This is a genomic window from Parabacteroides caecihominis, assembly GCF_023656785.1.
Classification (GTDB): Bacteria; Bacteroidota; Bacteroidia; order Bacteroidales; family Tannerellaceae; genus Parabacteroides; species Parabacteroides segnis.
Genome location: NZ_JAMOKS010000014.1, coordinates 51,001 through 75,943, shown reverse-complemented (window position 1 = coordinate 75,943; position 24,943 = coordinate 51,001). Strand labels below are relative to the sequence as shown.

Annotated in this window: 16 protein-coding genes; 7 read left to right on the top strand and 9 right to left on the bottom strand. The window is 46.6% G+C overall.

All coding sequences use genetic code 11. The features are described 5' to 3' along the window. Nucleotides 1–8: 8 nt before the first annotated feature. Entirely contained in the window at nt 9–416 is a 408-nt protein-coding gene (gene bamJ, locus NBH14_RS13345) for a BamJ family beta-barrel-assembly machinery protein (RefSeq protein ID WP_046147635.1), read from the bottom strand. Between the two features lie 242 nt (nt 417–658). Between bamJ and NBH14_RS13340 the strand changes: the two genes are divergently transcribed. Genes NBH14_RS13340 through NBH14_RS13330 form a run of 3 tightly spaced genes read left to right on the top strand, consistent with a single transcriptional unit; the run spans nt 659 to nt 6,356 of the window. Beyond that, complete coding sequence (locus NBH14_RS13340; RefSeq protein WP_048318046.1) at nt 659–2,065, top strand: efflux transporter outer membrane subunit; 1,407 nt, start codon at nt 659–661, stop codon at nt 2,063–2,065. A 33-nt stretch (nt 2,066–2,098) separates the two neighbouring features. Then, the gene (locus NBH14_RS13335; RefSeq protein ID WP_122328957.1) at nt 2,099–3,214 is read left to right on the top strand and encodes an efflux RND transporter periplasmic adaptor subunit; all 1,116 of its coding nucleotides are present in this window, start codon (nt 2,099–2,101) and stop codon (nt 3,212–3,214) included. Nucleotides 3,215–3,221: 7 nt separating this feature from the next. Then, complete coding sequence (locus NBH14_RS13330) at nt 3,222–6,356, top strand: efflux RND transporter permease subunit (protein ID WP_186959673.1); 3,135 nt, start codon at nt 3,222–3,224, stop codon at nt 6,354–6,356. Between the two features lie 98 nt (nt 6,357–6,454). Here NBH14_RS13330 and NBH14_RS13325 read toward each other — a convergent pair whose 3' ends face one another. Next, a complete protein-coding gene (locus tag NBH14_RS13325) occupies nt 6,455–10,384 on the bottom strand; it encodes an AlbA family DNA-binding domain-containing protein (protein WP_186959674.1) in 3,930 nt (1,309 codons plus the stop codon). A 328-nt stretch (nt 10,385–10,712) separates the two neighbouring features. Between NBH14_RS13325 and NBH14_RS13320 the strand changes: the two genes are divergently transcribed. Beyond that, complete coding sequence (locus NBH14_RS13320; RefSeq protein ID WP_128133963.1) at nt 10,713–12,179, top strand: catalase; 1,467 nt, start codon at nt 10,713–10,715, stop codon at nt 12,177–12,179. A gap of 117 nt (nt 12,180–12,296) precedes the next feature. Here the strand turns inward: NBH14_RS13320 and NBH14_RS13315 are convergent, their stop codons facing one another. The 7 genes from NBH14_RS13315 to NBH14_RS13285 form a co-directional block, all read right to left on the bottom strand. Next, a complete protein-coding gene (locus tag NBH14_RS13315; RefSeq protein WP_186959675.1) occupies nt 12,297–13,139 on the bottom strand; it encodes an aldo/keto reductase in 843 nt (280 codons plus the stop codon). 31 nt (nt 13,140–13,170) lie between these two features. Continuing rightward, nucleotides 13,171–14,265, bottom strand: a complete 1,095-nt coding sequence (locus tag NBH14_RS13310) for an MBL fold metallo-hydrolase (protein ID WP_186959676.1) — start codon at nt 14,263–14,265, stop codon at nt 13,171–13,173. 139 nt (nt 14,266–14,404) lie between these two features. Next, complete coding sequence (locus NBH14_RS13305) at nt 14,405–14,776, bottom strand: YbaN family protein (protein WP_128133965.1); 372 nt, start codon at nt 14,774–14,776, stop codon at nt 14,405–14,407. Nucleotides 14,777–14,778: 2 nt separating this feature from the next. Next, entirely contained in the window at nt 14,779–15,753 is a 975-nt protein-coding gene (gene fmt / locus NBH14_RS13300; RefSeq protein ID WP_186959677.1) for a methionyl-tRNA formyltransferase, read from the bottom strand. A 3-nt stretch (nt 15,754–15,756) separates the two neighbouring features. Beyond that, on the bottom strand, nt 15,757–17,541 hold the full coding sequence (locus NBH14_RS13295) for a chloride channel protein (protein WP_128133966.1): 1,785 nt from the start codon (nt 17,539–17,541) through the stop codon (nt 15,757–15,759). A gap of 1 nt (nt 17,542) precedes the next feature. Beyond that, nucleotides 17,543–18,943 (bottom strand): sugar transferase, encoded by a 1,401-nt coding sequence (locus NBH14_RS13290; protein WP_186959678.1) that lies wholly within the window; start codon nt 18,941–18,943, stop codon nt 17,543–17,545. 2 nt (nt 18,944–18,945) lie between these two features. Then, the gene (locus tag NBH14_RS13285; RefSeq protein ID WP_010802933.1) at nt 18,946–19,506 is read right to left on the bottom strand and encodes an L-threonylcarbamoyladenylate synthase; all 561 of its coding nucleotides are present in this window, start codon (nt 19,504–19,506) and stop codon (nt 18,946–18,948) included. A 378-nt stretch (nt 19,507–19,884) separates the two neighbouring features. Here NBH14_RS13285 and recJ point away from each other — a divergent pair, with 378 nt between their 5' ends. The 3 genes from recJ to NBH14_RS13270 all read left to right on the top strand — a co-directional run bounded on the left by recJ (nt 19,885) and on the right by NBH14_RS13270 (nt 24,943). Beyond that, entirely contained in the window at nt 19,885–21,609 is a 1,725-nt protein-coding gene (gene recJ, locus NBH14_RS13280) for a single-stranded-DNA-specific exonuclease RecJ (protein WP_007657149.1), read from the top strand. Between the two features lie 9 nt (nt 21,610–21,618). Beyond that, nucleotides 21,619–23,550: a RecQ family ATP-dependent DNA helicase gene (locus NBH14_RS13275; protein ID WP_186959679.1), complete on the top strand. Its 1,932-nt coding sequence runs from the start codon at nt 21,619–21,621 to the stop codon at nt 23,548–23,550. Between the two features lie 91 nt (nt 23,551–23,641). Continuing rightward, a complete protein-coding gene (locus tag NBH14_RS13270; RefSeq protein ID WP_186959680.1) occupies nt 23,642–24,943 on the top strand; it encodes an ABC transporter permease in 1,302 nt (433 codons plus the stop codon).

Below are 24,943 nucleotides of genomic sequence, written 5' to 3'. Positions count from 1 at the left end.
GATAATCTTCAGGCAATCCCCAGCAACTCTACCTCAAAGATTAACGTTGAAAATGCAGGAATCGGACCGGAAGCCCGGTTACCATATCCTACTGTATAAGGGATATAAATAACCCATTTATCCCCTACATGCATTTGTTGAAGTGCAATCTGCCATCCTTCAATAACCTGGTTCAGACGGAAAGCCTCCGGGCAGTTGCGTTCGTATGAATTATCAAATTCGCGCCCATTCATCAGAGTCCCCCGATAATGAACGGAAACAACGTTATCCAACCGGGGAGAAACAGTACCGCTCCCCTGCTCCGTTACTTTATATAATATCCCGCCAGCCAGTTTCTTTACACCTTCCTGTGAAGCTATTTCTTCCAGATACCGCAGATTTTGCTCTTTATATTCTTCTTTCCTGTTCTTTGCCATTTTAGCCATTCTTTTTTAGAGGACAAAGATAAATTATTCTTCAAAAAAGGCCTAAACTTCGTTTAAAACGAATGTGAAGTCCGTTTAAAACGAGCTGAAATTCGTTTAAAACGAGTATGGAGCCCGTTTAAAACGAGTTTTTATTCATTTTAAACGAGATTTTACTATCCTGTGAAAATTAGTCCTTTATTAAACCAAGAGTGACTTTTTTGTGTTTATGTGTAGAATCTAAACAAAAAGTTATGCACATAAGTACATGGTGTTATACTATGCTTTGCCTTTTTCTGCCAATGACGCTGATGGCACAGGCAAAGCATAAGTACCTCGATCACGCATTGCCGGAAGCGTGGCAGGAGAATGACAGTAATTTCCAACAAACCCTACCCGTTGATGACAACTGGTGGAGGAATTTCAATGATCCGGTATTGGATTCCCTGATCGATGTGGCCGTGAAGCAGAACTATTCTGTGCAGATGGCTGCCGATCGTATCGCTATGGCGAAAGCCAACCTGCGCATACAACAGGGCAGTTATTCACCGACGCTGGGACTATCGGCGGGATGGAACCGGCAACAAAGCAGCGGCAACACCAGTAGTTTGCCACAAACAATCACCCAATATGCCGATGCCTCGCTCTCCATGAGCTGGGAAGTCGACGTATTCGGCAGTATCCGTAACCGGGTGAAAGCGCAGAAAGAGAATTTCGCTGCCTCCAAAGAAGAATACAACGCCGTCATGGTATCGCTTTGTGCACAGGTCGCATCGGCCTACATCAACCTGCGTGAACTGCAACAGGAGGTCGATGTAGTTACCCAAAACTGTCTGTCGCAACAGGCTGTAGTCGAAATCACCCAGAAAAGGTATGAAACCGGCCTGGTGTCGAAGCTGGATGTGGCACAGGCACAATCTGTATATTACAGTACCAAGGCCTCGCTCCCCATGCTGGAAGCAGGTATCATCCAGTACACGAACGCCCTGGCTGTGCTGATGGGACTGTATCCGCAAGACGTTAAAGGACTGATCGACCATCCGCGCCCCCTGCCCGATTACATCGAAACCGTCGGAGTAGGATTCCCTGCCAACCTGTTACTGCGTCGTCCGGATATCCGTTCTGCCGAACGCCAAGTCAACGCCCAGGCCGCGACATTGGGTGCATCCAAATCCGACTGGTGGCCGCAGGTTTTCGTCAAAGGTTCCATCGGATTCGCTTCTCACGACATCGATAAGATAGCCAACCATAACAGCCTGACATATGAAATCGCACCCGCCATCTCCTGGAATTTCTTCCAGGGAGGCAAACTGGCACAGGCAACCCGCCTGGCAAAAGCCCAGTTAGACGAAACAATCAGGCAGTTCAACGAAACCGTCCTCACCTCCGTACAGGAAGTCGATAACGCGATGAGTTCCTATAAAAACTCCATCAAACAAATCGTCGCCCTCCGCGAAGTAGTCAACCAGGGCCAGCAAACGCTCGATCTCTCACTCGACCTGTATAAACAGGGACTGACGCCGTTTCAGAATGTACTGGATGCACAACGCTCGCTGCTGTCGTATGAGAATCAATTGACACAAGCCAAAGGCCAGTCGCTCGTCTATCTGATTCAGCTCTACCAGGCACTGGGCGGAGGCTGGGACGAAGATGGGTATTAAGAAAGGTAGTTTATCAAACTAAAAAACACAAATATGAAAACATCTGTCAGAATCGCCCTGATCGCCTTGTCGGTCCTTACGCTGGCATCGTGCAAAGGGAAAAAGCAACCGGCGGAAACAGCCGCCCCTTCCATCAGCGTGGCAACACCGGAAGTAAAAGATATTACGCTGACAAAAGACTATCCCGGTTATCTGAGTTCGGAATTGACCGTCAATCTGGTGGCCCGGGTAAACGGTTATCTCCGGACCTCCCACCTGGTGGCCGGCAGCAAAGTGAAGAAGGGAGAACTCATCTTCGTGATCGAGCCCGACACTTATCAGGATAATGTGACCCAGGCCGAGGCGGCACTTAAAACCTCCAAAGCGCAACTCGACTATGCCCGCAGCAATTACGAGCGGATGAAAGAAGCCGCCAAAAGCGGAGCCGTCAGCCAGATACAGGTATTGCAGGCCCAATCGACCGCACAGGAAATGGAAGCATCCGTCCGTAATTCGGAAGCCGAACTGAATACGGCACGCACCAACCTCAGCTACTGCTATATCCGTGCCCCGTTCGACGGACGAATCACCCGGGCCACTTACGACATCGGCAATTATATCAACGGAGCGGCGCAACCCGTCACGCTGGCTACCCTTTATAAAGATGACAAAATGTTCGTCAACTTCAATATAGAAGATAACCAGTTTATGAAAATGATGATTACCGCTGCCCAAAACGATTCGACCGTCAAACTGCCGGAAACAATCGCCGTACATCTGGGAGACAACGGACGGCAAAACTACACCGGACAGTTGGATTATTTCTCTCCCAATGTCGACCTGTCGACCGGAACACTGAATGTCCGTGCCAACCTGGATAACAAGGACGGCGAACTGAAAAGCGGATTATACGTCACCATCACCCTGCCCTACAGCGAAAAGCGGGATGCTGTCCTGGTACGCGATGCCTCCATCGGCACCGACCAGCTGGGCAAATATCTTTATATCGTAAACGATTCCAATATCGTACGGTACCGTCATATAGAACCGGGACAGTTGGTAGACGACACCTTACGCCAGGTCGTCAGCGGACTTGAACCGAACGAACGTTACGTCACCACCGCTTTATTGAAAGTGCGTGACGGAATGAGTATTACCCCTATAAAATAAGAACGTCATGGTAAAATTCTTTATAAACAGACCCATCTTTGCCACCGTTCTTGCCCTGATTATCGTGGTTGCGGGATTGGTCACACTCAACGTATTACCCATCGCCCAATATCCGGATATCACACCGCCTACCGTACAGGTTTCGGCAGTCTATCCGGGTGCCGATGCACAGACGGTTTCACAAACCGTCGGACTGCCTATCGAGCAACAGGTGAACGGTGTGGACGGAATGCTCTATATGAGTTCCAACTCCTCCAGTTCGGGCACTTACTCGCTGACCATCACGTTTGCTGTCGGTACGGACATCGACATGGCTACCGTCATGGTACAAAACCGTGTCAGCATTGCACAAAGCAGTCTGCCGGAAGCAGTAATCGTACAAGGAATCACGACTAAAAAGCAATCATCCAACATCGTGATGATGCTTTCCCTCACTTCCAGGGATTCTCTTTACGACGGACTTTATCTGAGCAACTATGCCAGCCTGAACCTGACCGACCAGCTGGCTCGTCTGCCGGGAGTCGGTTCGGTAAGTGTCATGGGAGCCGGCAACTACAGTATGCGTATCTGGCTCGACCCCGAAGTCATGCGCATCCGCAACCTGACGCCGGATATGGTTTTCCAGGCTATCTCGACACAGAACAGGCAGGTTTCTGCCGGTTACGTAGGCCAGCCAATTGCAGAGGCGAACAATCCTTATCAATACACCCTGACTGTAAAGGGCCGGCTGACTACGCCAGAGGAATTTGGCAATATCATCCTGCGGACAGAGCAAGGCGGTAAAATACTCCGGCTGAAAGATATTGCCCGTATCGAACTGGGCAGCTCCTCCTACAACGTGACTTCACGGTTACGGGGACAACAGGCTGCCGCCATTGCCATCTACCAGCTGCCCGGCTCCAACTCGCTGGAAGTATCCAAAGCTGTACGGGCAAAGATGGAAGAGATTGCCTCCACCCTTCCGCAAGGCGTCGAATACGGCGTTACTCTCGACACGACAGAAGTCATCAACGCTTCTATCGACGAAGTGTTGGTGACTTTCCTGGAGACAACAGCCCTGGTTGTCCTGGTTATTTTCCTTTTCCTCCAGAATTTCCGGGCGGTAATCATTCCCTGCCTCAGTATTCCTGTTTCATTGATAGGAACACTGGCTGTCATGGGCGCATTGGGATTCTCGGTCAACACATTAACGTTATTCGGATTGATCCTGGCGATTGCCATTGTGGTAGACGACGCAATCATTGTCGTCGAGAACTCGTCGCGATACATGGATACCGGGAAATATACGGCACGCGAAGCGGTAACAAAAGCGATGGGCGAACTTGTCGGGCCGGTTATCGGTGTCGTATTGGTTCTGTTGGCGGTATTTATCCCGACCACTTTTATTGGCGGCATCTCCGGACAGCTTTACAAACAGTTCGCCCTGACGATTGCTGCCGCAACCGTCCTGAGCGGTATTAACTCATTGACATTGACACCGGCACTCTGCGCCCTGTTCCTACGCGTCACTAACGACCCGAAGTTTGTCGTCTTCAAAGCCTTCAATAAGGTATACGACAAAACACAGAAGATCTACGATGATATTGTCGACCGCATGTTGAAACATCAGCTGGTCACATTGATAATCTTCCTGATCGTTTCAGCTACGGCAGCCGTCATGTTCATGCGCTGGCCTTCGACCTTCATCCCGGAAGAAGACGACGGATATTTCATTATCTCCAGCCAGTTGCCACCGGCCTCGAGCCTGCCACGCACCGAAGCCGTCAGCCAGAAAATCAACAAGATACTGGACACTTATCCGGAAGTCAAAACCTATATGGGAATAAACGGTTTCTCTGTGATGGGAGGCGGCGAACTGTCGAATACCGGTACCTATTTTGTCGTACTGAAGAACTGGAGTGAACGAAAAGGGAAAGGTCATACGGCACAAGATGTCGTCACCCGCTTCAACCGGGAAGCCTATGGCATCCAGGAAGCGCAAATCTTTGCTTTGGTTCCTCCCGCCATTCCCGGCCTGGGTGCTTCCGGCGGTCTGCAACTGCAACTGGAAGACCGCAAGAACCTGGGACCGACCGAAATGCAGCATGCCATACAGACATTGCTGGAAACATACCGTACCAAACCTCAACTTCTGAGTTTATCCAGTATGTATCAGGCGAATGTCCCCCAATACCGTCTGAATATCGACCGCGACAAAGTGCAGTTACTGGGATTACAGTTGAGCGATGTCTTCTCCACCCTCAGCTATTACATGGGAGCCGCCTATGTAAATGACTTTGTCGAGTTCGGGCGTATCTATCAGGTCAAGATTGAAGCCGGCGGACAGGCGCAAAAGGTCATCGATGATGTTATGCGGTTGAGTCTGGAAAACAGTTCCGGCAAGATGGTTCCTTTCTCCGCTTTTACAGAAGCGAAACAACAATTGGGACTAGACCAGATTAACCTGTATAATATGTATTCTTCTGCCTCCATCACTTGTATTGCCAATCCGAAATACAGTTCGGGAGAAGCCATACAGGCGATGGAAGAACTCATACAGGAACAGCTGGGCGACAATTTCGGTTACGAATGGACCTCCGTCGCCTATCAGGAGACCAAAGCCGGCTCGACCACGATGTTGATATTCGGTATGGCTTTACTGGTGGCCTTCCTGGTTCTTTCGGCACAATATGAAAGTTGGACAAGTCCGCTGGCAGCCATCATGGGATTGCCGATCGCCTTGCTGGGAGCCATTCTCGGTTGTTTCATTATGGGAGTGCCCGTCAGCGTCTACACGCAAATCGGGATTATCCTGCTGATAGCCCTCTCCGCAAAGAACGGTATCCTGATTGTCGAATTTGCCCGCGACTACCGTGCCGCTGGTAATCCGATACGCGAAGCGGCCCTCGAAGCCGGACACGTCCGCCTGCGTCCTATCCTGATGACTTCGTTTGCCTTTGTACTCGGAGTCATGCCGTTGTTGTTTGCCACCGGAGCAGGGGCAGCCAGCCGTGTATCATTGGGGGCAGCCGTCGTATTCGGTATGGCTATCAATACGATTTTTGCAACCGCCTTTATCCCCAGCTTCTACGAATGGATGCAAACCTTCCAGGAGAAATGGCTGGATAAAGCCTCTCCCAATAAAACTGCAACTAAAGCTTGATGCAGGTCTTTAGATTATAAAAAGAGGATGCGCCAAAAGACTGTAACTTTTCGACGCATCCTCTTATCTATTCTGTTGCGGAATGATCACCAATATGATCAGAAAGTAATCCCGCACATAGAACTGAGTACTTCCACATCCGATTTATAAACGGTATGTTCCCATCGCCGTCCGGCATTGTACTGGTCAAATTCCTTCAACGACAATTTATCTTCATTAAGGGTTCCGACCTGTTCGGCAGACAGGATCTCTGCATAGACGAACGTTCCTTTATCCGGTTCGAGTACAAGCGTATTACGGGGTTGAATGCTCATCGACTTTTCAAAATCATCCAATGCTATAATACGGAATCTTTTCTCCCCGTCTTTATCCGCGATCAGCAAAAGATAGTCTGTTTTATGAGCCGGAGACAAAAAGAGCAGTCCGTCTACCGAATCGATGAATGCCAGTGGAGTATTGGGTTGCGATATTCCTTTTTTCAGATTCGACAGGCCGACCTCGCCATTGGCGAAAACTGCAACCAGGATATCCTCTTTATCTTCCGGATTATAAGAGAACAGGACTTTTCCCTCGCCTCCCCAAACACCTATTTTGGGACTGGGAGAACTGGCGATCTTTCCGTTGGCAAACAAAGAAACGAATAAGTGCCCCGGCGTATATCCGTGGTCCGGTTTCTTTATCAGGGGGTTCGTTCGCAAACCGGATGTTTTGCACGCATACGCTTTGTTTTTAGCTTTTCCCTTCTCATTGTCTTTTTTTATCTCGCGCATCGGCGGAAGAACGGTCTCTTCTTTTACCTCTACTTCCGGCAGGAGAAAAATCTCCTGTTGCACATTACTGTCTTGTTGTACCTTAAAAATGTATTCTTTCCGTTCCTCGCTGAAGAATACCGGAAACTCAGGCTTCTTAGGTGTTGAATCCAGTTTCAGTGTACGCCTTTGTTTAACAAACTCGTCCACGTTGCACACCGCCTTTGCCATACTTGAACTGCCTGTTCGGGTATATACAACCCCCTTCACCTTCACCACTTCATTGATCGGCACCACCCTAAAGGCCAATACCATCCTCCCGTCTTCATATTCATAGATCCGGCAACGGATATTTTCCTGATACCGGTTCCGGTCTTCTTCTTTTTCTCCCAACTGGCAAATGATACTTCTGTTGACTTCACGAAGGTAGACATCGCTGTCGTTACGGGCAAATTTCAAATCCTCTGCCAACCCGTTCAGATAGCCTTTGTCATTGACGCCGATATAAAGCGTTCCTCCGTCCGTATTCATGAAAGAGGCGACGACACGGGCCAGGACGACACTCTGATCTTCGCCGGCATTTTTATTGGCATGAATAAAGGCCGATGTCTTAAATTCCTTCTCCATGCCTTCGTGCCCGAAGTAGACCGGAACATATGTCTTCTTTTCTTTCCCGGGATCCTTAAAGCCCAACAGCAAGTTGATACTTTTATAGATAACCTCCTGCAACTCCGTATCTTTCTCCCTCAGAAAACGAACAATACTGAAATAGCGGGCCAATTCCGAAACAAGCGGGTTCTTGTCCTGCATAAAAGAGTTCAAGAGCGACAAAGAGTCTTTTTCATACAACGTCTGCATCACCCGTATCACCTGCCGGCACTGTTTCAGATTACGGCCATAACGGTTTATATCCATGAGCTCCATCTTCTTCAGCAGATCGCGGAACTTTTGTATGTTCGCTTCCGAAAAACGGGTATGATAAGGCTCCGTCATCAGCACTTCTACATTATATATATAGTCGGCACAAAGTTGGTAATAACTAGCCAACGCCTGGTTGCCGGTGAAGTTACACAAGAGACTCAATATGTTATATACATTGAACCGTTCGGTAGAATCATCCAGTTCCAAAACCAGCGAATCCACGCAAAAGATCAGTTCACGCACCAGTTCGATCGTTAATGCCGGGTTATCAGCAAGCGTGCTCTTCACCTCTTTTTCCACTACTTCTTTGCTTTCTTCCATATCGCAAGGAGTAATATTCACATTTTCCAGGCTCAGATCTTTCAGGGCGACGAAAAAAGGGTTATTCTCTTTCTTCTGTTCGGTCAATAACACGGAATCGCCGTCTCCTTTATAAATCTCTTTTGTCAGGAATACAAAGAAATCGCGTATATTCTCCAACACGGACCGGTCGAAAGCCGCATGGTCAGGACGAGGCACATGCGACTGCACATTGATCGTATTTTTCAGTTTGTGGGAAAGGAGACCGACATATTCAACCTTAAAGATATCTCCGATCCGGTATTTTTTATGCGAGGTCAAAGCAGTCGTAGCCGTAGCTCCGGACGAAAGCAACCACCAGACTTTCCCGTCACGAACTTCGACTACCTTCCCCAGCAATGCTTTCCGCCGTACACATTCCGGATAAATAAATTCATTGAAATCCTGTATCAGGGATAAAAGAATTTCACCTTTCTCCACTTCTTTTATTTTAGCCTGAAACAATTGGTTGACAGAAAACAGATCGGAAAATCCGGGAATCATGCTATAACAGGAATTGATATAGGCAAAAGGCAAACGGGCTTTCATTCCCTGATAAGTTTTGTCGATTATTTCCGCATACATCGACATCGATTCTTTATTAATCGATAAAATACGAATATTTACCCGCTCGTTAGGCGAAGGATAGACAATCCCCGGAAATTCTTCTTCCGACTTCTTCGCAGTAAATGCTTCTTCTTCAGGAAACATCTCGACAACCGGTTTGCTGCCCGGCAAAGAAAGAGGAAAATCTTCCGCCAGCTGCTTCCAGTACAACCTGTAATCTTTTATGGTCTTACAGGCATCGAACGAACAGACCGGTTTATCGAATAAGGCCACAAACAACCTGTTATTCAACACGGATGCCCGGTCTTTGCGCCCTTTCCATAAAAGGGAAGCATGGGGCAAATGTGTACTGAGCGTAAAACCATCGTTATCGAGTGTCAGCGTATTCGATGCATTGCTATACTGTTGCCACTTAAGTGCCTGCTCAAAAACAGGACAGGCAGCATCTTCAATTGGTATCGTAACGAGTTGTTCCAGCATACGCCTTTCATCATAATCACACAAACTGTCCCAGCGGATTTTGCCGTTCAGCCGGTTCTCTCCGGTTAGCAGCGTATACGATTTATTTTTCAGTACACCACCATAAACAGAAGGGATACGGGATAAATACCGGCAAATACGTGCAGCAATCACCGCCCGGTCAGAATCGGCAACTTCTGCCTCTTTCGATACCAGGTAGAGGAAAGCATGTATTTGTATCGCATTCGTAATAACCGGATGGACAGTGTTCCATTCATCCATGTACCATACTTCGGCAGTCTTATCTTCCACCGCCTGCGCTTTTCTTTTTAACAGGCTGTATAACTCTGCAAGTTCGTTTTTCCCGATTCGGTTGCTTGCTATCAGTTCATTGATCAAACGGATAACCAACATCAAAGCATTCGTCAGAACATCCGTGTCATAGGATAAAAGATATAATATCCGCCGGATTTCTTTTTCTGCATGCCAAAGATTCCCGCTCGCTTTCAACCTGAACAGTATGCTCGCCAGCCGAGATTCGGTCCTTTTATCCAAAATGCATTTACATGCTTCTATTTTCCCTTGCAGATTATCCATCCGCCGAAAGATTTCCTCCCGCTTCTGCTCCACATCATCTTTATAGACAGACTGCAAGTAATCCGATCCTTCACTGATCCACTTAAAAATATCCAAAGCAAGAGTAAACGCTCCGATCGCATTTTTCCTGTCTTTCTGCAAACATTCTGCATGCAGTTCTTCGAAAGCAGCGATTGCCTCTATCCAGGAAACATCATTATTCCGATATAATAGCTGTGCTTTCCTTAATAAAAGATTCGATATATGGTAACTGGACGGACATCTGTTCTTTACAATCCCTATATCCAAAGAGGTGTGAGCTGATATATAATTTACAGTCTTCGTAAAATCAATACGGGTCGATCCTTCCAGTGAAAGATTGTTTTCATATAAAGTGTTTATAGTCAGATCAGTCATATGCGTTATTCAGTTTTTTTAGTTCATATTTTTATTCAAAGCCAACAATTAGGCAAACGCCTTGATTCCTGAAGGCTAAATATACTACAATAATCTGAAAAACCAAATGAGATTGATGATTAATACCAAATCTTTATCAGGCCGGACAACCGTTTGTTGTTTCTCCTGATAAATACCCCTTATCCGCCTATCAAAATTACCTATTTGATTTCTGCTGAATAACATTTTACTTTTGTTCAATAATTAAAAACAAAAGCTGTGTCCGTTCGGTTACATTAATATTCAAGGGTAGAATGTCGTCGACTATACACAGATAAAAAATTCATTTATGGAGAACAAGAAACTAACAGCTGCCAACGGTCGTCCCGTAGCAGACAATCAGAACATCCAGACAGTAGGTCCGCGTGGACAAGTGTTATTACAAGATCCGTGGTTTTTGGAGAAACTGGCCCATTTCGACCGCGAAGTTATTCCCGAAAGACGTATGCATGCCAAAGGCTCCGGAGCATTCGGTACTTTCACTGTCACACATGACATTACCAAGTACACAAAAGCAGCAATCTTCAGTGAAGTAGGCAAGCAGACCGAATGTTTCGTCCGCTTCTCCACTGTTGCCGGCGAACGCGGAGCGGCCGATGCCGAACGTGATATCCGCGGCTTTGCCATGAAGTTTTATACGGAAGAAGGTAACTGGGATTTAGTCGGAAACAATACCCCGGTATTTTTCCTGCGCGACCCGCTGAAGTTTCCCGACCTTAACCACGCCGTCAAAAGAGATCCGAAAACAAACATGCGCAGTGCAAACAACAACTGGGATTTCTGGACGTTACTTCCTGAAGCATTGCATCAGGTCACCATTACAATGAGCTCACGTGGAATCCCTTACTCCTATCGTCACATGCATGGATTCGGTAGTCATACGTATAGCTTTATCAATGCAAAGAACGAACGTATCTGGGTGAAATTCCACCTGCGGACATTACAGGGAATCAAGAACCTGACAGACCAGGAAGCAGAAGCAATCATCGCCAAAGACCGCGAGTCGCATCAGCGTGATTTGTTTGAAAGCATTGAAAAGGGAGATTTTCCTAAATGGAAATTCCAGATTCAGTTGATGACGGAAGAGCAGGCAGACAACTATCGTATCAATCCGTTCGACCTGACAAAAGTATGGCCGCACGGCGACTTCCCGCTGCAAGACGTGGGCATCCTTGAACTGAACCGTAATCCGGAAAACTATTTCGCCGATGTGGAACAAGCCGCATTCAACCCGATAAATACAGTAGAAGGTATCGGCTTCTCTCCCGACAAGATGCTTCAGGGACGCCTTTTCTCTTACGGCGATGCACAACGTTACCGTTTGGGAGTCAACTCCGAACAAATACCGGTAAACAAACCTCGCTGTCCTTTCCATGCTTATCACCGCGACGGAGCTATGCGTGTAGACGGAAACTACGGTGCCGCAAAAGGATACGAACCGAACAGCTACGGCGAATGGCAGGACTCTCCCGAAAAGAAAGAACCGCCTTTGAAAGCGAACGGCGACATCTATAATTATAACGAACGCGAATACGATGACGATTATTACAGCCAGCCGGGTGCTTTATTCCGCCTGATGCCGCCTGACGAACAGCAGCTATTATTCGAAAACACCGCCCGTCAGATCGGTGGTGCCGAACTGTTCATCCAGCAACGTCACGTACGCAACTGTTACAAAGCCGATCCTGCTTATGGCAAAGGCATTGCCGATGCGTTAGGCATCAGTCTGGAAGATGCACTGAAAGAAACAAGATAATTACTTGCGAAGGGGTTCCAGTTTCCTAGGCAGGGAACTGGAGTTTCCTGAGCACGAAACTACGAGGAAACTGTAATAAACTCACAATTAGTCAATAAAGCCTTTTTCGTTACTTCATTATTTTACCAGATCAATCAGCCATTTCACCATCTCCGGGTCGTAATGCGAGAAGAACAGACTTTTGGCCTTATCGAGTCCGGCTATAGCCTGCATATCTTCTTCCGTCAGGACAAAATCAAACACTTCCATATTCTGAATCATGCGCTCCTTGTGAGTTGATTTGGGAATAACGATAACACCGCGCTGGATAAGGAAACGCAAAGCGGTTTGTGCCACTGATTTTCCATATTTCTCCCCTATTGTTTTCAATACTTCGTTTGTGAAGAAATCGTTCCGTCCTTCGGCAAACGGACCCCACGACATAACACGGGTGCCATAGCGCTCCATGATTTTCTGCGGTTTTATCTGCTGGTTGAAGACGTGTGTTTCCACTTGATTGACAGCCGGCTTTATTTCGCAAAACTCTGCCAGGTCGATGAAACGGTCGGGATAGAAGTTACTTACTCCAATGGCGCGTGCCTTGCCTGCTTTACAGGCCTCTTCCATGGCACGATAAGTACCGTAATAATCGTTGAAAGGCTGGTGAATCAGGAGCAGGTCGATGTAATCGCTTTGCAGTTTGCGCAGGGATTCGTCGATAGATGCTTTTGCTTTTTCATAGCCTCCGTTGGATATCCAGACTTTGGTGGTGATAAATACCTCGCTCCGGGGGATACCGCTTTTAACGAGCGCATTTCCAACTCCTTCCTCATTAAAATAGGCTTGTGCGGTGTCGATAGAACGGTAGCCGACACTCAAAGCATCCAATACGCAACGTTCACATTCTTCGGGTGTCACCTGATAGACACCATAACCCAAAATCGGCATTTCCACGCCGTTGTTCAATTTTACTGTTTCCATAATTTATTTAATTGTTTTACGTGATACAAAATTACCGGACCTCCAACTCTACTACCTGTCCAATCTCCGGGGCAATCAGGTCCAACGAGTTTCGGGTAGCTGCTTCAAGTTCATTCTTCAACGGTTCGTCCCAGGGATGACGGGCAAGTGCGTATTTGGAATGATGGACAGTGACGAGCCTTTTCGCTTTCAGATCACGGGCAGCCTCACCCAGGGCAGCCGGCATCAGATGGATATATTGCCAGTCTTCGTTATATTGTCCGTTTTCCAGAATAGCCAGATCAATGTCCGGATAATGGCGGCCGATTTCTTCAAAATGCGTGTCGTAACCGCCGTCACCTCCTATATAGACCTTACGTGAAGGAGTTTCAAGCAGGAAAGAAGCCCAAAGAGTTTGGTTGGGAGTCAGTCCGCGTCCCGAGAAATGACGGGCAGGCAGGCAATGAACGGTAAAACCTTCGTCCAACGAGGCTTCTTCCTTCCAATCCAGTTCCACCAGATTCTCTTTGTCATATCCCCAACGCTCGAAATGCTCGCCTACGCCTAAAGGACAGATAACTTTCCGTACCCGTTCTTTCAACTGCACCACTGTCTGATAATCCAAATGGTCCCAGTGGTCGTGGCTGATAACCAGATAGTCAATCTCCGGCATATCCTCCGGTTTATAAATATCCGTGCCTTTAAACGGTTTGTTGACAGAAGATACGGGCGAAGCCATACAGAAAACCGGGTCGACCAGCACACGCTTCCCCGATAACTGGAGCAGATAAGAAGAGTGACCGAACCAGACCATCCAGTCAGAGTCTTCCGGCAAGGTTTTCAGGTCGGTTTTAATTGCTTGCACAGGTTTATCGGGATAAAGTCTTTCCGGTTTTGAAAACAGGAACTTCCACATGGCCCGTAAGCGCCCACCTTCCGAAGTCACTACTTCCGTGAGACGCTGATTTTGGAATGCCCCATCCCTGTACTGGGGCGAACGTTTGATTCTTTCCAGCCGTTCGCCTTTGGGCAGACGTCCGAAACTCGGCTGGTTGACAAATGCAATACCAGCCACTCCCAATACGATCAGTATACCTATAATTATTCCTGCTATCATACGCCACTTACTCTTTTTTATTAAGTTCATAAACCGAGTTCTTTGTTTTTATTGATGATACAAAAATAGAACAATCCGGCGAGGTTGTTGGTAGACGAATTACAGATATAATTACCATTATTACAGTATCTATCCGTTACTCTCCTAATTATATACGGCTAAAGAAATTTTACTTTTTTGTAGGAAACGAAAGAATATGCCAGGTCACCCCGATACTTATCAGGATCAGCAAGATTTTCACCCAAAGATATTCAATAAGGAAAAGAGAAGTAAGAATGGCAGACAGCCACATCACCGCCACCGAGATAATCTTTGAACGTAGCGGGATTGCTTTGTCTACCAGATAATTTCGGATATACGGTCCGAAATAACGGTTATCCATCGCCCGGTTATATAACTTTTCGGAACTACGGATATAAAACCAGCAGGTAAGTAACCAGAAAGGAGTAGTCGGGAGCAACGGAACAAATACGCCGACTGCTCCCAATATCAGGAAGAAAGAACCCAGTGTTATATAGATAATGCGCCTGGTTTCCTTCATTATTATTCTACTGTATAATCACCGATTTGTTTGAAACCGTTGAGGAAATCTTTTATTTCCATCCGTTTCTTTCCGGCCAGCTGCAACGTCAGGAAACGAATATAACCGTCTTCAACAGCCACATCGACATAACTCTTTGCATCCGTACAGATAGTGCCGGTTGCCAGGTCATGCGAAGCCGGACGCTTTTCCGTTTTATACACTTTCAACGCCATGCGGCTTCCGTCCGGAGCAACCAACTCTGTCCATGCAGCAGGATAAGGAGAGAGTCCGCGAACAAAATCATATATCTTCTTCAACGGCTGATTCCAGTTTATCCGGCAGGTTTCCTTAAATATTTTCGGAGCCGGGCGAAGTTCTGCCGGGTCTTTAAAAAACTCTTCCTGGGGAACGGCATCCATTTTTCCTTCCAGCAGCAAGTCCACCGTTTCCGTCACCAGGCCGGCACCCATAGTCATCAGGGCATCGTGTACGATTCCGACATCATCCGTATCGGCTATCGGCAAATGTTTCTGACGGATAATCTTGCCGGTATCTATTTCATGTGTCAGGAAGAAAGTGGTCACACCCGTTTCCGTATCGCCATTAATCACCGCCCAGTTGATGGGAGCCGCCCCACGGTACTGAGGCAGCAAAGACGCATGAAGATTGAATGTTCCGAAACGGGGCATATTCCAGACAACCTCCGGCAGCATGCGGAAGGCGACCACAATCTGCAAATCAGCCTCCAAAGCACGCAACTCAGCGAGGAATGCCTCATCTTTCAACTTCTCCGGCTGCAAGACAGGAAGGTTCTGCGACACGGCATATTCCTTCACCGGGCTTGCCTGCAAGACACTTCCGTGACGTCCGACCGGTTTGTCCGGCATCGTAATCACTCCTACTACATTATATCCGCCTTCAACTAAGGCTTTCAGGCTCTCCACCGCAAAATCGGGGGTGCCCATATATACAATCCGTAACTCTTTTTTTTCCATCTTTTAATCTCCTGAAAAGTTTTCTACCAATACTTCGCGGTATGAATTAAATATCTTCGATTTCGACATAAAGCCGACATAACGTCCTTCTTCATCCACCACGGGAAGGTTCCAAGCCTTTGTATCATCAAAAACACCCATGATTTGCTCCATCGGTGTCCCGATACATATCTTAGCCGGAGCCGACACCATGAACTTGGATACATGGAACCTGTTATATAACTCCGGACGGAACATAATGTTGCGGATATTATCCAGCAACACGATTCCCAGCAAAACGCCCTTTTCATCGACTACCGGGAATGAGTTACGTCCGCTCTTTGCAATCACCTTCACCATATCTCCCAGCGACATTTCCGGAGAAACAACCTGGAAGTCCTTTTCAATCACGCTATCCGTATTCAGCAAAGTCAGTACGGCGCGGTCTTTATGATGGGTCAGCAATTCGCCTTTCTGCGCCAGACGCATCGAATAGATACTGTGAGGCTCGAACATCAGAATCGTCAGGTACGAACTGATGGAAACAATCATCAGCGGCAGGAAAAGGTCGTATCCACCGGTAAGTTCCGCAATCAGGAACACACCGGTAAGCGGTGCATGCATGACGCCCGACATAATTCCCGCCATCCCCAACAATGCAAAATTCTTCTCAGAGATATACATGGTGAAAGGGAAATAATTGGAAGCATGCGCAAAAAGGAAACCGGAAATACAGCCCAGATACAAGCTCGGTGCAAAGATACCACCACATCCCCCGCCGGCATTGGTCGCACTCGAGGCAAACACTTTAGTCAGCAGAATCAGGAACAGGAATACCAGTATTCCCCAGTACGTATCATTCAAATCATAGAACAAACTCTTATCCATTATATGGGAGAACTGCCCGTTCAGCAACGAACCAATCGTGTCGTAACCTTCACCATACAACGGAGGGAAAAGGAAGATAAGCACACTCAGCATAACACCGCCGAGCAGGAACTTCTTCCAGTACACACCCAACTTGCGGTACATCCCTTCCACCCGGTTCATCACCCGCGTAAAATAAAGAGAAACCAATCCGCAGAAGACACCCAGCAACAACACGTATGGGATACGTTCTATCTCGAACACTTCTGTCTGCGAGAATTTAAACATCGCTTCCGTCCCCGTAAAAATATAGGAAACCGTCGCCGCCGTCACCGATGAAATCAGCAAAGGCAACACCGACGTCATCGTCAGGTCAAGCAATAAGACCTCGATCACAAAAACCAACCCGGCAATCGGCGCCTTAAAGATACCGGCAATTGCACCTGCCGCACCGCAGCCGACTAACAGCATCAACGTCTTCTGCTCCATCCGGAACAGGCGTCCGAGATTGGAACCGATGGCCGCTCCCGTCAGTACAATCGGAGCCTCCGCTCCTACCGAACCACCGAAACCGATAGTCACCGAACTGGCCACAATGGAAGTCCAGGTATTATGAGGCTTGATACGGCTTTTGCGCTGCGAAATAGCATAGAGGATTTTCGTTACCCCATGGCTGATATCGTCACGCACAATATACTTTACAAACAAACCTGCCAGCAAAATACCGATTACCGGATAAAGCAGGTACAGGTAATTCACCCCGCTCACATCAAAATTTCCGGTAAGCAAATGCTGAATCAGGTGTATCAACTGTTTCAGGATAATCGCAGACGCTGCCGTGCATATCCCGACCAGGAAACTGATTACCAGAATAAAATGCTTTTCTTTTATATGCTTGTCCCTCCACAACAGGAACCTGTAAAATAAACCTTCTTTTGCCATTTCAAATACCTTTACCTGTAAATACCGTTCTCACCGTATAAATCAAAATTGTTATATCCAGCACTAACGACATATTTTCATAATATAATATATCATACTTTAAACGCTCTATCATCTTATCGACATCATTGGCATAACCGTATTTCACCATTCCCAATGAAGTAATACCCGGTCTCACATTATGCAACAAATAATAAAAAGGAGCTTTTTTCACAATCTGGTCGATAAAATACTTCCGTTCCGGCCGTGGACCGACGATTGACATATCGCCTTTCAGTACATTCCAGAACTGCGGAAACTCGTCCAGCCGGTATTTCCTCAATATATGGCCGAACGGAGTAATCCGTTTATCCTTCTCCGATGAAAGCAGAGGGCCGTTATCTTCCGCATCCACATACATCGTCCGGAACTTATAGATATAAAAAGGTTTCCCCATATATCCAATCCGTTCCTGACGGAAAAAGACCGGTCCCGGCGAATCTTTCTTCACCCGCCAGGCTATATAAAGATACATCGGCGAAAATATCAGCAAGACCAACACAGAGACAACCTTATCCATCACAAACTTTATATTCTTTTCCACCGCCGACAGGTTATTCTCCGTCACATTCACCAGCGGAATCCCGCGGATTGTCTTTATCTTCACCTGCGACAACATACTCAACTTATCCGCCAACACCTTGATTGGCAGTTTATAATGATAAAGCGAATAAAGAATCGTAAGCAGTTTTTTGTTGTCCTCCGTTTCGGCAGCCAGTACCAGTTCATCAATTTTCTTATCTGCCACAACCGAAGCCAATCCGGATAAAGTTCCGGCAACCAGCTCTTTATCCACTTCTACCGGAGCCGCATCATCTTCGGGAATAAAACCTGAAATATGGTATCCCATCCGGTGCAAATCACCTGCAATACGGGTTGCTTTCTTCCCGGCACCGATAATGAGCACGTTCATTGCCAACTCCCGGCTTTTAATCTTCCGCAAACCGCTCTGTGTAATTACCAGGCGGGGAATATACGTCAGAAAGAACTGCAATCCGAGAAGGACGAAGAACAACTCATAATAAATATGGAAAGAGCGAGGCAAATCATTCAGCACCACAACAAAAAATATAAATACCACTCCGATTAGTGTCGTCACAAACGTAGAGAATAACTCCGTCAGTCTTGACTTACCGAATGGTTTGTTGTAGTAACCCGAAAAATAATATAATATCAGCCAAAAGAACGGAACGAACAACTGTCCCTTCACCACCTGTACATACCCCAGATAGCTGGTAAAGGAAGTAGCGCCCTCATATACTGCCAGTTCTTCATAGCGCAGCCAGTTAAATAAAAACCAGGCTACGGCTGCCGATATAAAATCCGATAATATGTATTTTGCGGCCTCTCTGCTTCTTTTCATTATTATCTGATCACCTGAATAAGACCTCCGGCACCCAATTTAATGATGTTCGACGGTTGTGCCTTGCTCATATCATCCTGGCGGTAGGAAACGATGTAATCCACACCATTTTTTATTACCTCGGACACTTCAGAGAAATTGGCCGGAGACAATTCCCCGCTCACATTGGCAGAAGTAGAGACCAACGGTTTACGGAAACGCTCACATAACTTATGGGAAAATTCTTCATTGGTAATACGGATACCTACACTACCGTCGTCAGCCAGCAGATTCTTTGCCAGGTTCTTCGCATTCGAATAAATAATAGTCAGCGGTTTGTCCGCTACTTCTATCAAATCCCAGGCAATATCCGGAATATCGTTCACGTACATATTTAATTTGGCAGAACTATCCATAAGAACCAGCATAGCCTTATTGTCTGCTCTTCTCTTTAACTCGTACACACGCTGTACGGCATCCTCGTTGGTCGCATCGCAACCGATCCCCCAGATAGTATCTGTCGGATAAAGGATTATACCCCCTTCCTGCATCACTTCGCAGGCTTTTTTAATATCTTCCGTCATTGTTTTTTAGAATATTGTGACAAATATACAGGTTTATTTTCCAACTAACGATATAAACAGAAAATAATTGTATGCCACAACCACCGCCAAGCAAATGAAAGTTTTCCACCGCCGGCTGATACCATTGAACAACCATAGGAAGTGTATCAGGTTTCACAAACTGGAAATTTTATTGTTAATATTTCGCCAGCCCCACCAAAATTCTCCATTTTAATTTCTAACTTTACGGATTCAAAAATAATAATTTGCCAATAATCCAATATGCAAATGTGCCAATCCTGGGAATCAGGATTTTATAAGGTATTATCATTAGCATATTGGCACATTAGTAATTGGCACATTATTTTTAGGGAGATAAAAAGAAAAAAACAATATATAATGATTAACAAATGGAATTTTCAAACCCCGACAGAAGAAGAATTACATAAGAGAGATGCACTGGCAGCCGAAATCGGTTTCAGCCCGGTCATCTGTCTCCTGCTTGTTCAGAGAGGGATTACGACGGCTGAAGAAGCCAGAAAGTTCTTTAAACCCAATCTGAACGATCTGCATGACCCGTTCCTGATGCCGGATATGGATAAGGCGGTGAAACGGTTGAACAGAGCCTTGGGCAATAAAGAAAAGATTCTGGTTTATGGCGACTACGATGTAGACGGCACGACTGCCGTATCGCTTGTGTATAAGTATTTAAGACCCTATTCATCGACGTTGGATTATTATATCCCCGACCGGTATGACGAAGGGTACGGTATTTCTTATAAAGGGATTGATTATGCCTCCGACAACGGAGTCACATTAATTATTTCGCTCGACTGTGGAATCAAAGCAATCGAAAAGATTGAGTATGCAAAGACAAAAGGCATTGACTTTATTATCTGTGACCATCACATGCCGGATGATACATTGCCCGATGCCGTTGCGGTGTTGGATGCTAAACGCGTTGATTCCATCTATCCGTACGAGCATCTGTCCGGTTGTGGCGTAGGCTTCAAATTCATGCAGGCTTTTGCCAAAAGCAATAACTTTCCTTTCTCCGAACTGGAGAAATTACTGGAACTGACGGCTGTCAGCATTGCTTCCGATATCGTGCCTATTACGGGAGAAAACCGTATCCTGGCTTATTACGGACTAAAGCAATTGAACAGTAATCCCAGCCTGGGACTGAAAGGTATCATCGACATCTGCGGACTTACCGGGAAAGAGATAACCATCAGCGACATCGTTTTCAAGATCGGTCCGCGCATCAATGCATCCGGACGGATGATGAACGGAAAAGAAGCAGTCGACCTGCTTCTCGCCAAAGATGTAGAATCAGCCCGCGAGAAGAGTGAAAACATCAACCAATACAATGACGAACGACGCGAACTCGATAAGAAAATAACCGACGAGGCCAACGCCATCATCGATGAATTCGCCAATATGGAAGACCGGAAAGCGATAATCGTTTACAATCCCGGCTGGCATAAAGGAGTTATCGGAATCGTTGCGTCGCGCCTGACGGAAAAATATTACCGCCCGGCTGTTGTGCTGACCAAATCATCTGAACTAATCACCGGTTCTGCCCGCTCAGTTACCGGTTTCGATATTTATAAGGCTATAGAAAACTGCCGTGACTTGCTGGAAAACTTCGGGGGACATACCTATGCCGCCGGCCTTTCTTTGAAAGAAGAAAATCTGGACGAATTTACCGAACGTTTCTTGAAGCTGGCTGCCGACGAGATTATCCCCGAACAGATGATCCCGCAAATCGACATTGACGCCGTTCTTGACCTGAAGGACATCAATACCAAGTTCATGAGCGAACTGAAAAAAATGAATCCTTTCGGACCGGACAACCAGAAACCGGTATTCTGCTCGTTGAACGTGAAAGATTACGGAACAAGCAAGCTGGTCGGCAAAGAACTGGAACATATCAAGTTGGAACTGATAGACGACAAATCGAACACGCCCATCCATGGCATCGCTTTCGGAATGCATCAGCACAGCCCGCATATTAAAGGGATGAAACCTTTTAATATCTGCTATACGATTGAAGAGAATACATATAACGGAAACACGACCTTGCAACTCATGGTTAAAGACATAAAGGTCGATGACATATGAAGGGAACCGGTGGACGTCTACCATAAGATATTAGAAAAGTATTGGGGATACCCTGCTTTTCGTCCTTTACAGGAAGATATTATTCACTCCGTTTGTGAGGGGAAAGATACACTCGGGCTAATGCCGACAGGGGGAGGTAAATCGATTACCTTCCAGGTTCCGGCTTTGGCAATGGAAGGAATATGTATTGTCGTAACCCCGCTGATCGCTCTGATGAAAGACCAGGTGGATAATCTGCGCCGGTTGGGGATAAAAGCAACTGCCGTCTATTCGGGCATGACCCGCCAGGAGATTATCGCCCAGCTGGAAAACTGTATCTTCGGTGATTATAAATTCCTGTACGTTTCGCCTGAACGGTTAGGGACCGATATATTCAAAAGCAAGCTACAGGCAATGAATGTCTGCCTGCTGGTTATCGACGAAAGCCATTGTATTTCGCAATGGGGATACGACTTCCGTCCTTCTTACCTGAGCATCGCCGATATCCGGGAAGATCTTCCCGGTGTGCCGGTTCTTGCCCTGACAGCAACAGCGACTCCGGAGGTAGTGAATGATATCCAGGAACGGCTACATTTTAGGGAAAAGAATGTATTCCGGAAAAGTTTCGTCCGTCAGAACCTGTCCTATATCGTCCGTCAGACGGAAGATAAGATAAACTCATTGATATACATTCTGGGAAAAGTTCCCGGAACGGCCATCGTTTATGTGCGCAACCGGAAACGGACAAAGGAAATTGCAGTCCTGCTTCAGCAAGCCGGCATATCGGCCGATTTCTTTCATGCCGGCCTCAACCGCGACGACAAAAACCTTCGCCAGAACCGTTGGAAGAATAACGAGTGCCGGGTAATTGTCTCGACCAATGCATTCGGGATGGGTATCGACAAACCGGACGTACGCCTGGTGGTCCACATGGATATGCCCGGATCACTGGAAGAGTATTATCAGGAAGCCGGACGCGCCGGACGGGATGAACAGAGGGCCTACGCTGTCGCTTTGTGTTCCAATATAGATTGTACAAAGTTAAAGAAACGGTTGGCCGATGAATTTCCGGACAGGGATTTTATCAGTCGGGTGTACGATGCTTTAGGTAATTATTATCAGATAGCAATGGGCTTCGGACTGGATACAGTACACGACTTCTCCCTGGTCGATTTCTGCACTGCCTATAAATTTTCGCATCTACAAGCACATCATGCCCTAAAGATACTTGAACTGGCAGGCTACATAGAATATACGGAAGAACAGGAAAATGCTTCTCGTCTGGTATTTACCGCCACACGTGACGAGCTTTACAAATACCTGCATCAGGATAAAAAGACGGACGAGGTTATACAAACGATACTCCGTTCCTACACCGGCCTGTTCTCGGATTACGTATATATTAATGAAGGGCTGATCTCTACCCGTACCGGACTGAGTCAGCAGGAGATTTATGAAGTGCTGGTCAGACTTTCCAAATACCGGATTGTCAATTACATCCCTCATAAGAAAACACCTCTCATTATCTATACCCGTACCCGGGAGGAGATTAAATATCTGTCTATCCCCCGTTCGGCCTACGAAGAGCGTAAAGAACGTTTTGAAAGCCGTATCAACCGGGTCATGGAATACATCAACGAAAACCGGATATGCCGGAGCCGGATGCTGATCTCTTACTTCGGTGAAAAAGGGACTTCCGATTGCGGTTGTTGCGATGTATGTCTGGCAAAAAACGATTCAGGCCTGAACAACCATACGTTCAATGCCATCCGTGACGCATTGCAGGAGGCTTTGACCGACGGTCCGCAGGAGGCTAAGAAACTGACGGAGAATCTACCTTTTCCCGCCGACAAGATCATCACCGTAATCCGCTACCTGGCCGATCACGATGAACATTTTTCGCTGGAAGATGGAATAATAAGCCTTACAAAAATGAACACTATGTCCGATAACGAACAGTAAAAAGTATGTCCATAGACTGAACAACAGGCATTTACCTTTATGGCACAGACTTTGTTATTATAGATTCCAAACAATAATAACAAAGTCTTTTATGTATAAGGTCTATCTCAGGCAGGCTATGCAGATGCTGAGACAAAACAAGTTCTTTAGCATCATTTATATAACCGGTACCGGTCTGGCCATTACGATGGTCATGGTACTGGCTATCTTATATTATTTCCGGACTGGAAATATCGCTCCGGAAACCAACCGTGACCGGATGCTGGTCATACAGCACGGAAAAATTCTAAACAAAGTGGAAGGTCAGGGAAACGGAAGTAGCCGGCTTTCTTATCCGACCATCAAAGAATGCTTTTATTCAATGCAGACTCCGGAGGCTGTCACTGCCATCCTCCCGATCGGAGAACAAACCGAATTTATACAAACCCCGGGGAGTGATGAAGTATACAACGGACTTGTCATGGGTACAGATGTTACATTCTGGAAAATATTCCAGTTCAGATTCCTTGCCGGAAAACCTTATACGGAAGAAGAGTTTACCTCCGGAATCAGAAAAGCTGTCGTGAGCGAATCACTGGCACGCAGGCTGTTCAATACATCGGATGCAACAGGTAAAACATTTCTGCTGAACTTTGAAGAGTACCAGGTCTCCGGCGTTGTGGAAGATGTACCTTCCATAGCACAATTCTGTTACGCTGAAATGTGGATACCTTTCACCAACCGTCCTTCACAGATACAGGGAAGTAAATGGTGTGATTTTATCTTAGGTCATATGCAGCTTTATATCCTGGCAAAGAAATCGGGCGACTTTGACGCAATCCGCCGGGAAGCCGAAGAAAATTGTCGGCGTTATAGTGCAAATATTCCACAATATAATTTTGTACTAAACGAACAGCCTGACACCGTTCTACGTGCCTGGTTACGCACAAATTCCTTCTCCAGTCCGGAATTCATGAAAGTCTTTATACAAATCTTTTCAGTAGTACTCCTTCTGTTGTTGGTTCCTTCCATCAATCTGACGGGAATGACTGCATCACGCATGAAAAAACGCATGGAAGAATTAGGTATCCGTAAAGCGTTCGGGGCCCAGAACAGAACATTGCTTTTGCAGATATTATATGAAAACCTGCTGCTCACATTATTAGGCGGACTGATCGGATTATTGATCTCCTACGGATTGATATTTATACTGAAAGGATGGTTGCTGGGTAATTACGACTGGGACGGCAGTTCGCTCACCGCCTCTATCGATCTTTCTCCCGGCATGCTGATCAACCCCGCAATTTTCGGATATACGCTGATCTTCTGCCTGGTTTTAAATCTGATGTCCGCTCTCGTTCCTGCCTGGCGTGCACTCAGACGTCCCATTGTCGATGCTTTAAACGATAAATAA

Excerpts from the sequence above, each read along its gene's own strand:
- NBH14_RS13315 (WP_186959675.1), bottom strand. The coding sequence starts at position 13,139 with ATGGAAACAGTAAAATTGAACAACGGCGTGGAAATGCCGATTTTGGGT.
- NBH14_RS13320 (WP_128133963.1), top strand. The coding sequence starts at position 10,713 with ATGGAGAACAAGAAACTAACAGCTGCCAACGGTCGTCCCGTAGCAGAC.
- NBH14_RS13295 (WP_128133966.1), bottom strand. The coding sequence starts at position 17,541 with ATGGCAAAAGAAGGTTTATTTTACAGGTTCCTGTTGTGGAGGGACAAG.
- NBH14_RS13335 (WP_122328957.1), top strand. The coding sequence starts at position 2,099 with ATGAAAACATCTGTCAGAATCGCCCTGATCGCCTTGTCGGTCCTTACG.
- recJ (WP_007657149.1), top strand. The coding sequence starts at position 19,885 with ATGATTAACAAATGGAATTTTCAAACCCCGACAGAAGAAGAATTACAT.
- NBH14_RS13340 (WP_048318046.1), top strand. The coding sequence starts at position 659 with ATGCACATAAGTACATGGTGTTATACTATGCTTTGCCTTTTTCTGCCA.
- NBH14_RS13285 (WP_010802933.1), bottom strand. The coding sequence starts at position 19,506 with ATGACGGAAGATATTAAAAAAGCCTGCGAAGTGATGCAGGAAGGGGGT.
- bamJ (WP_046147635.1), bottom strand. The coding sequence starts at position 416 with ATGGCAAAGAACAGGAAAGAAGAATATAAAGAGCAAAATCTGCGGTAT.
- fmt (WP_186959677.1), bottom strand. The coding sequence starts at position 15,753 with ATGGAAAAAAAAGAGTTACGGATTGTATATATGGGCACCCCCGATTTT.
- NBH14_RS13290 (WP_186959678.1), bottom strand. The coding sequence starts at position 18,943 with ATGAAAAGAAGCAGAGAGGCCGCAAAATACATATTATCGGATTTTATA.
- NBH14_RS13305 (WP_128133965.1), bottom strand. The coding sequence starts at position 14,776 with ATGAAGGAAACCAGGCGCATTATCTATATAACACTGGGTTCTTTCTTC.
- NBH14_RS13310 (WP_186959676.1), bottom strand. The coding sequence starts at position 14,265 with ATGAACTTAATAAAAAAGAGTAAGTGGCGTATGATAGCAGGAATAATT.
- NBH14_RS13270 (WP_186959680.1), top strand. The coding sequence starts at position 23,642 with ATGTATAAGGTCTATCTCAGGCAGGCTATGCAGATGCTGAGACAAAAC.
- NBH14_RS13330 (WP_186959673.1), top strand. The coding sequence starts at position 3,222 with ATGGTAAAATTCTTTATAAACAGACCCATCTTTGCCACCGTTCTTGCC.
- NBH14_RS13325 (WP_186959674.1), bottom strand. The coding sequence starts at position 10,384 with ATGACTGATCTGACTATAAACACTTTATATGAAAACAATCTTTCACTG.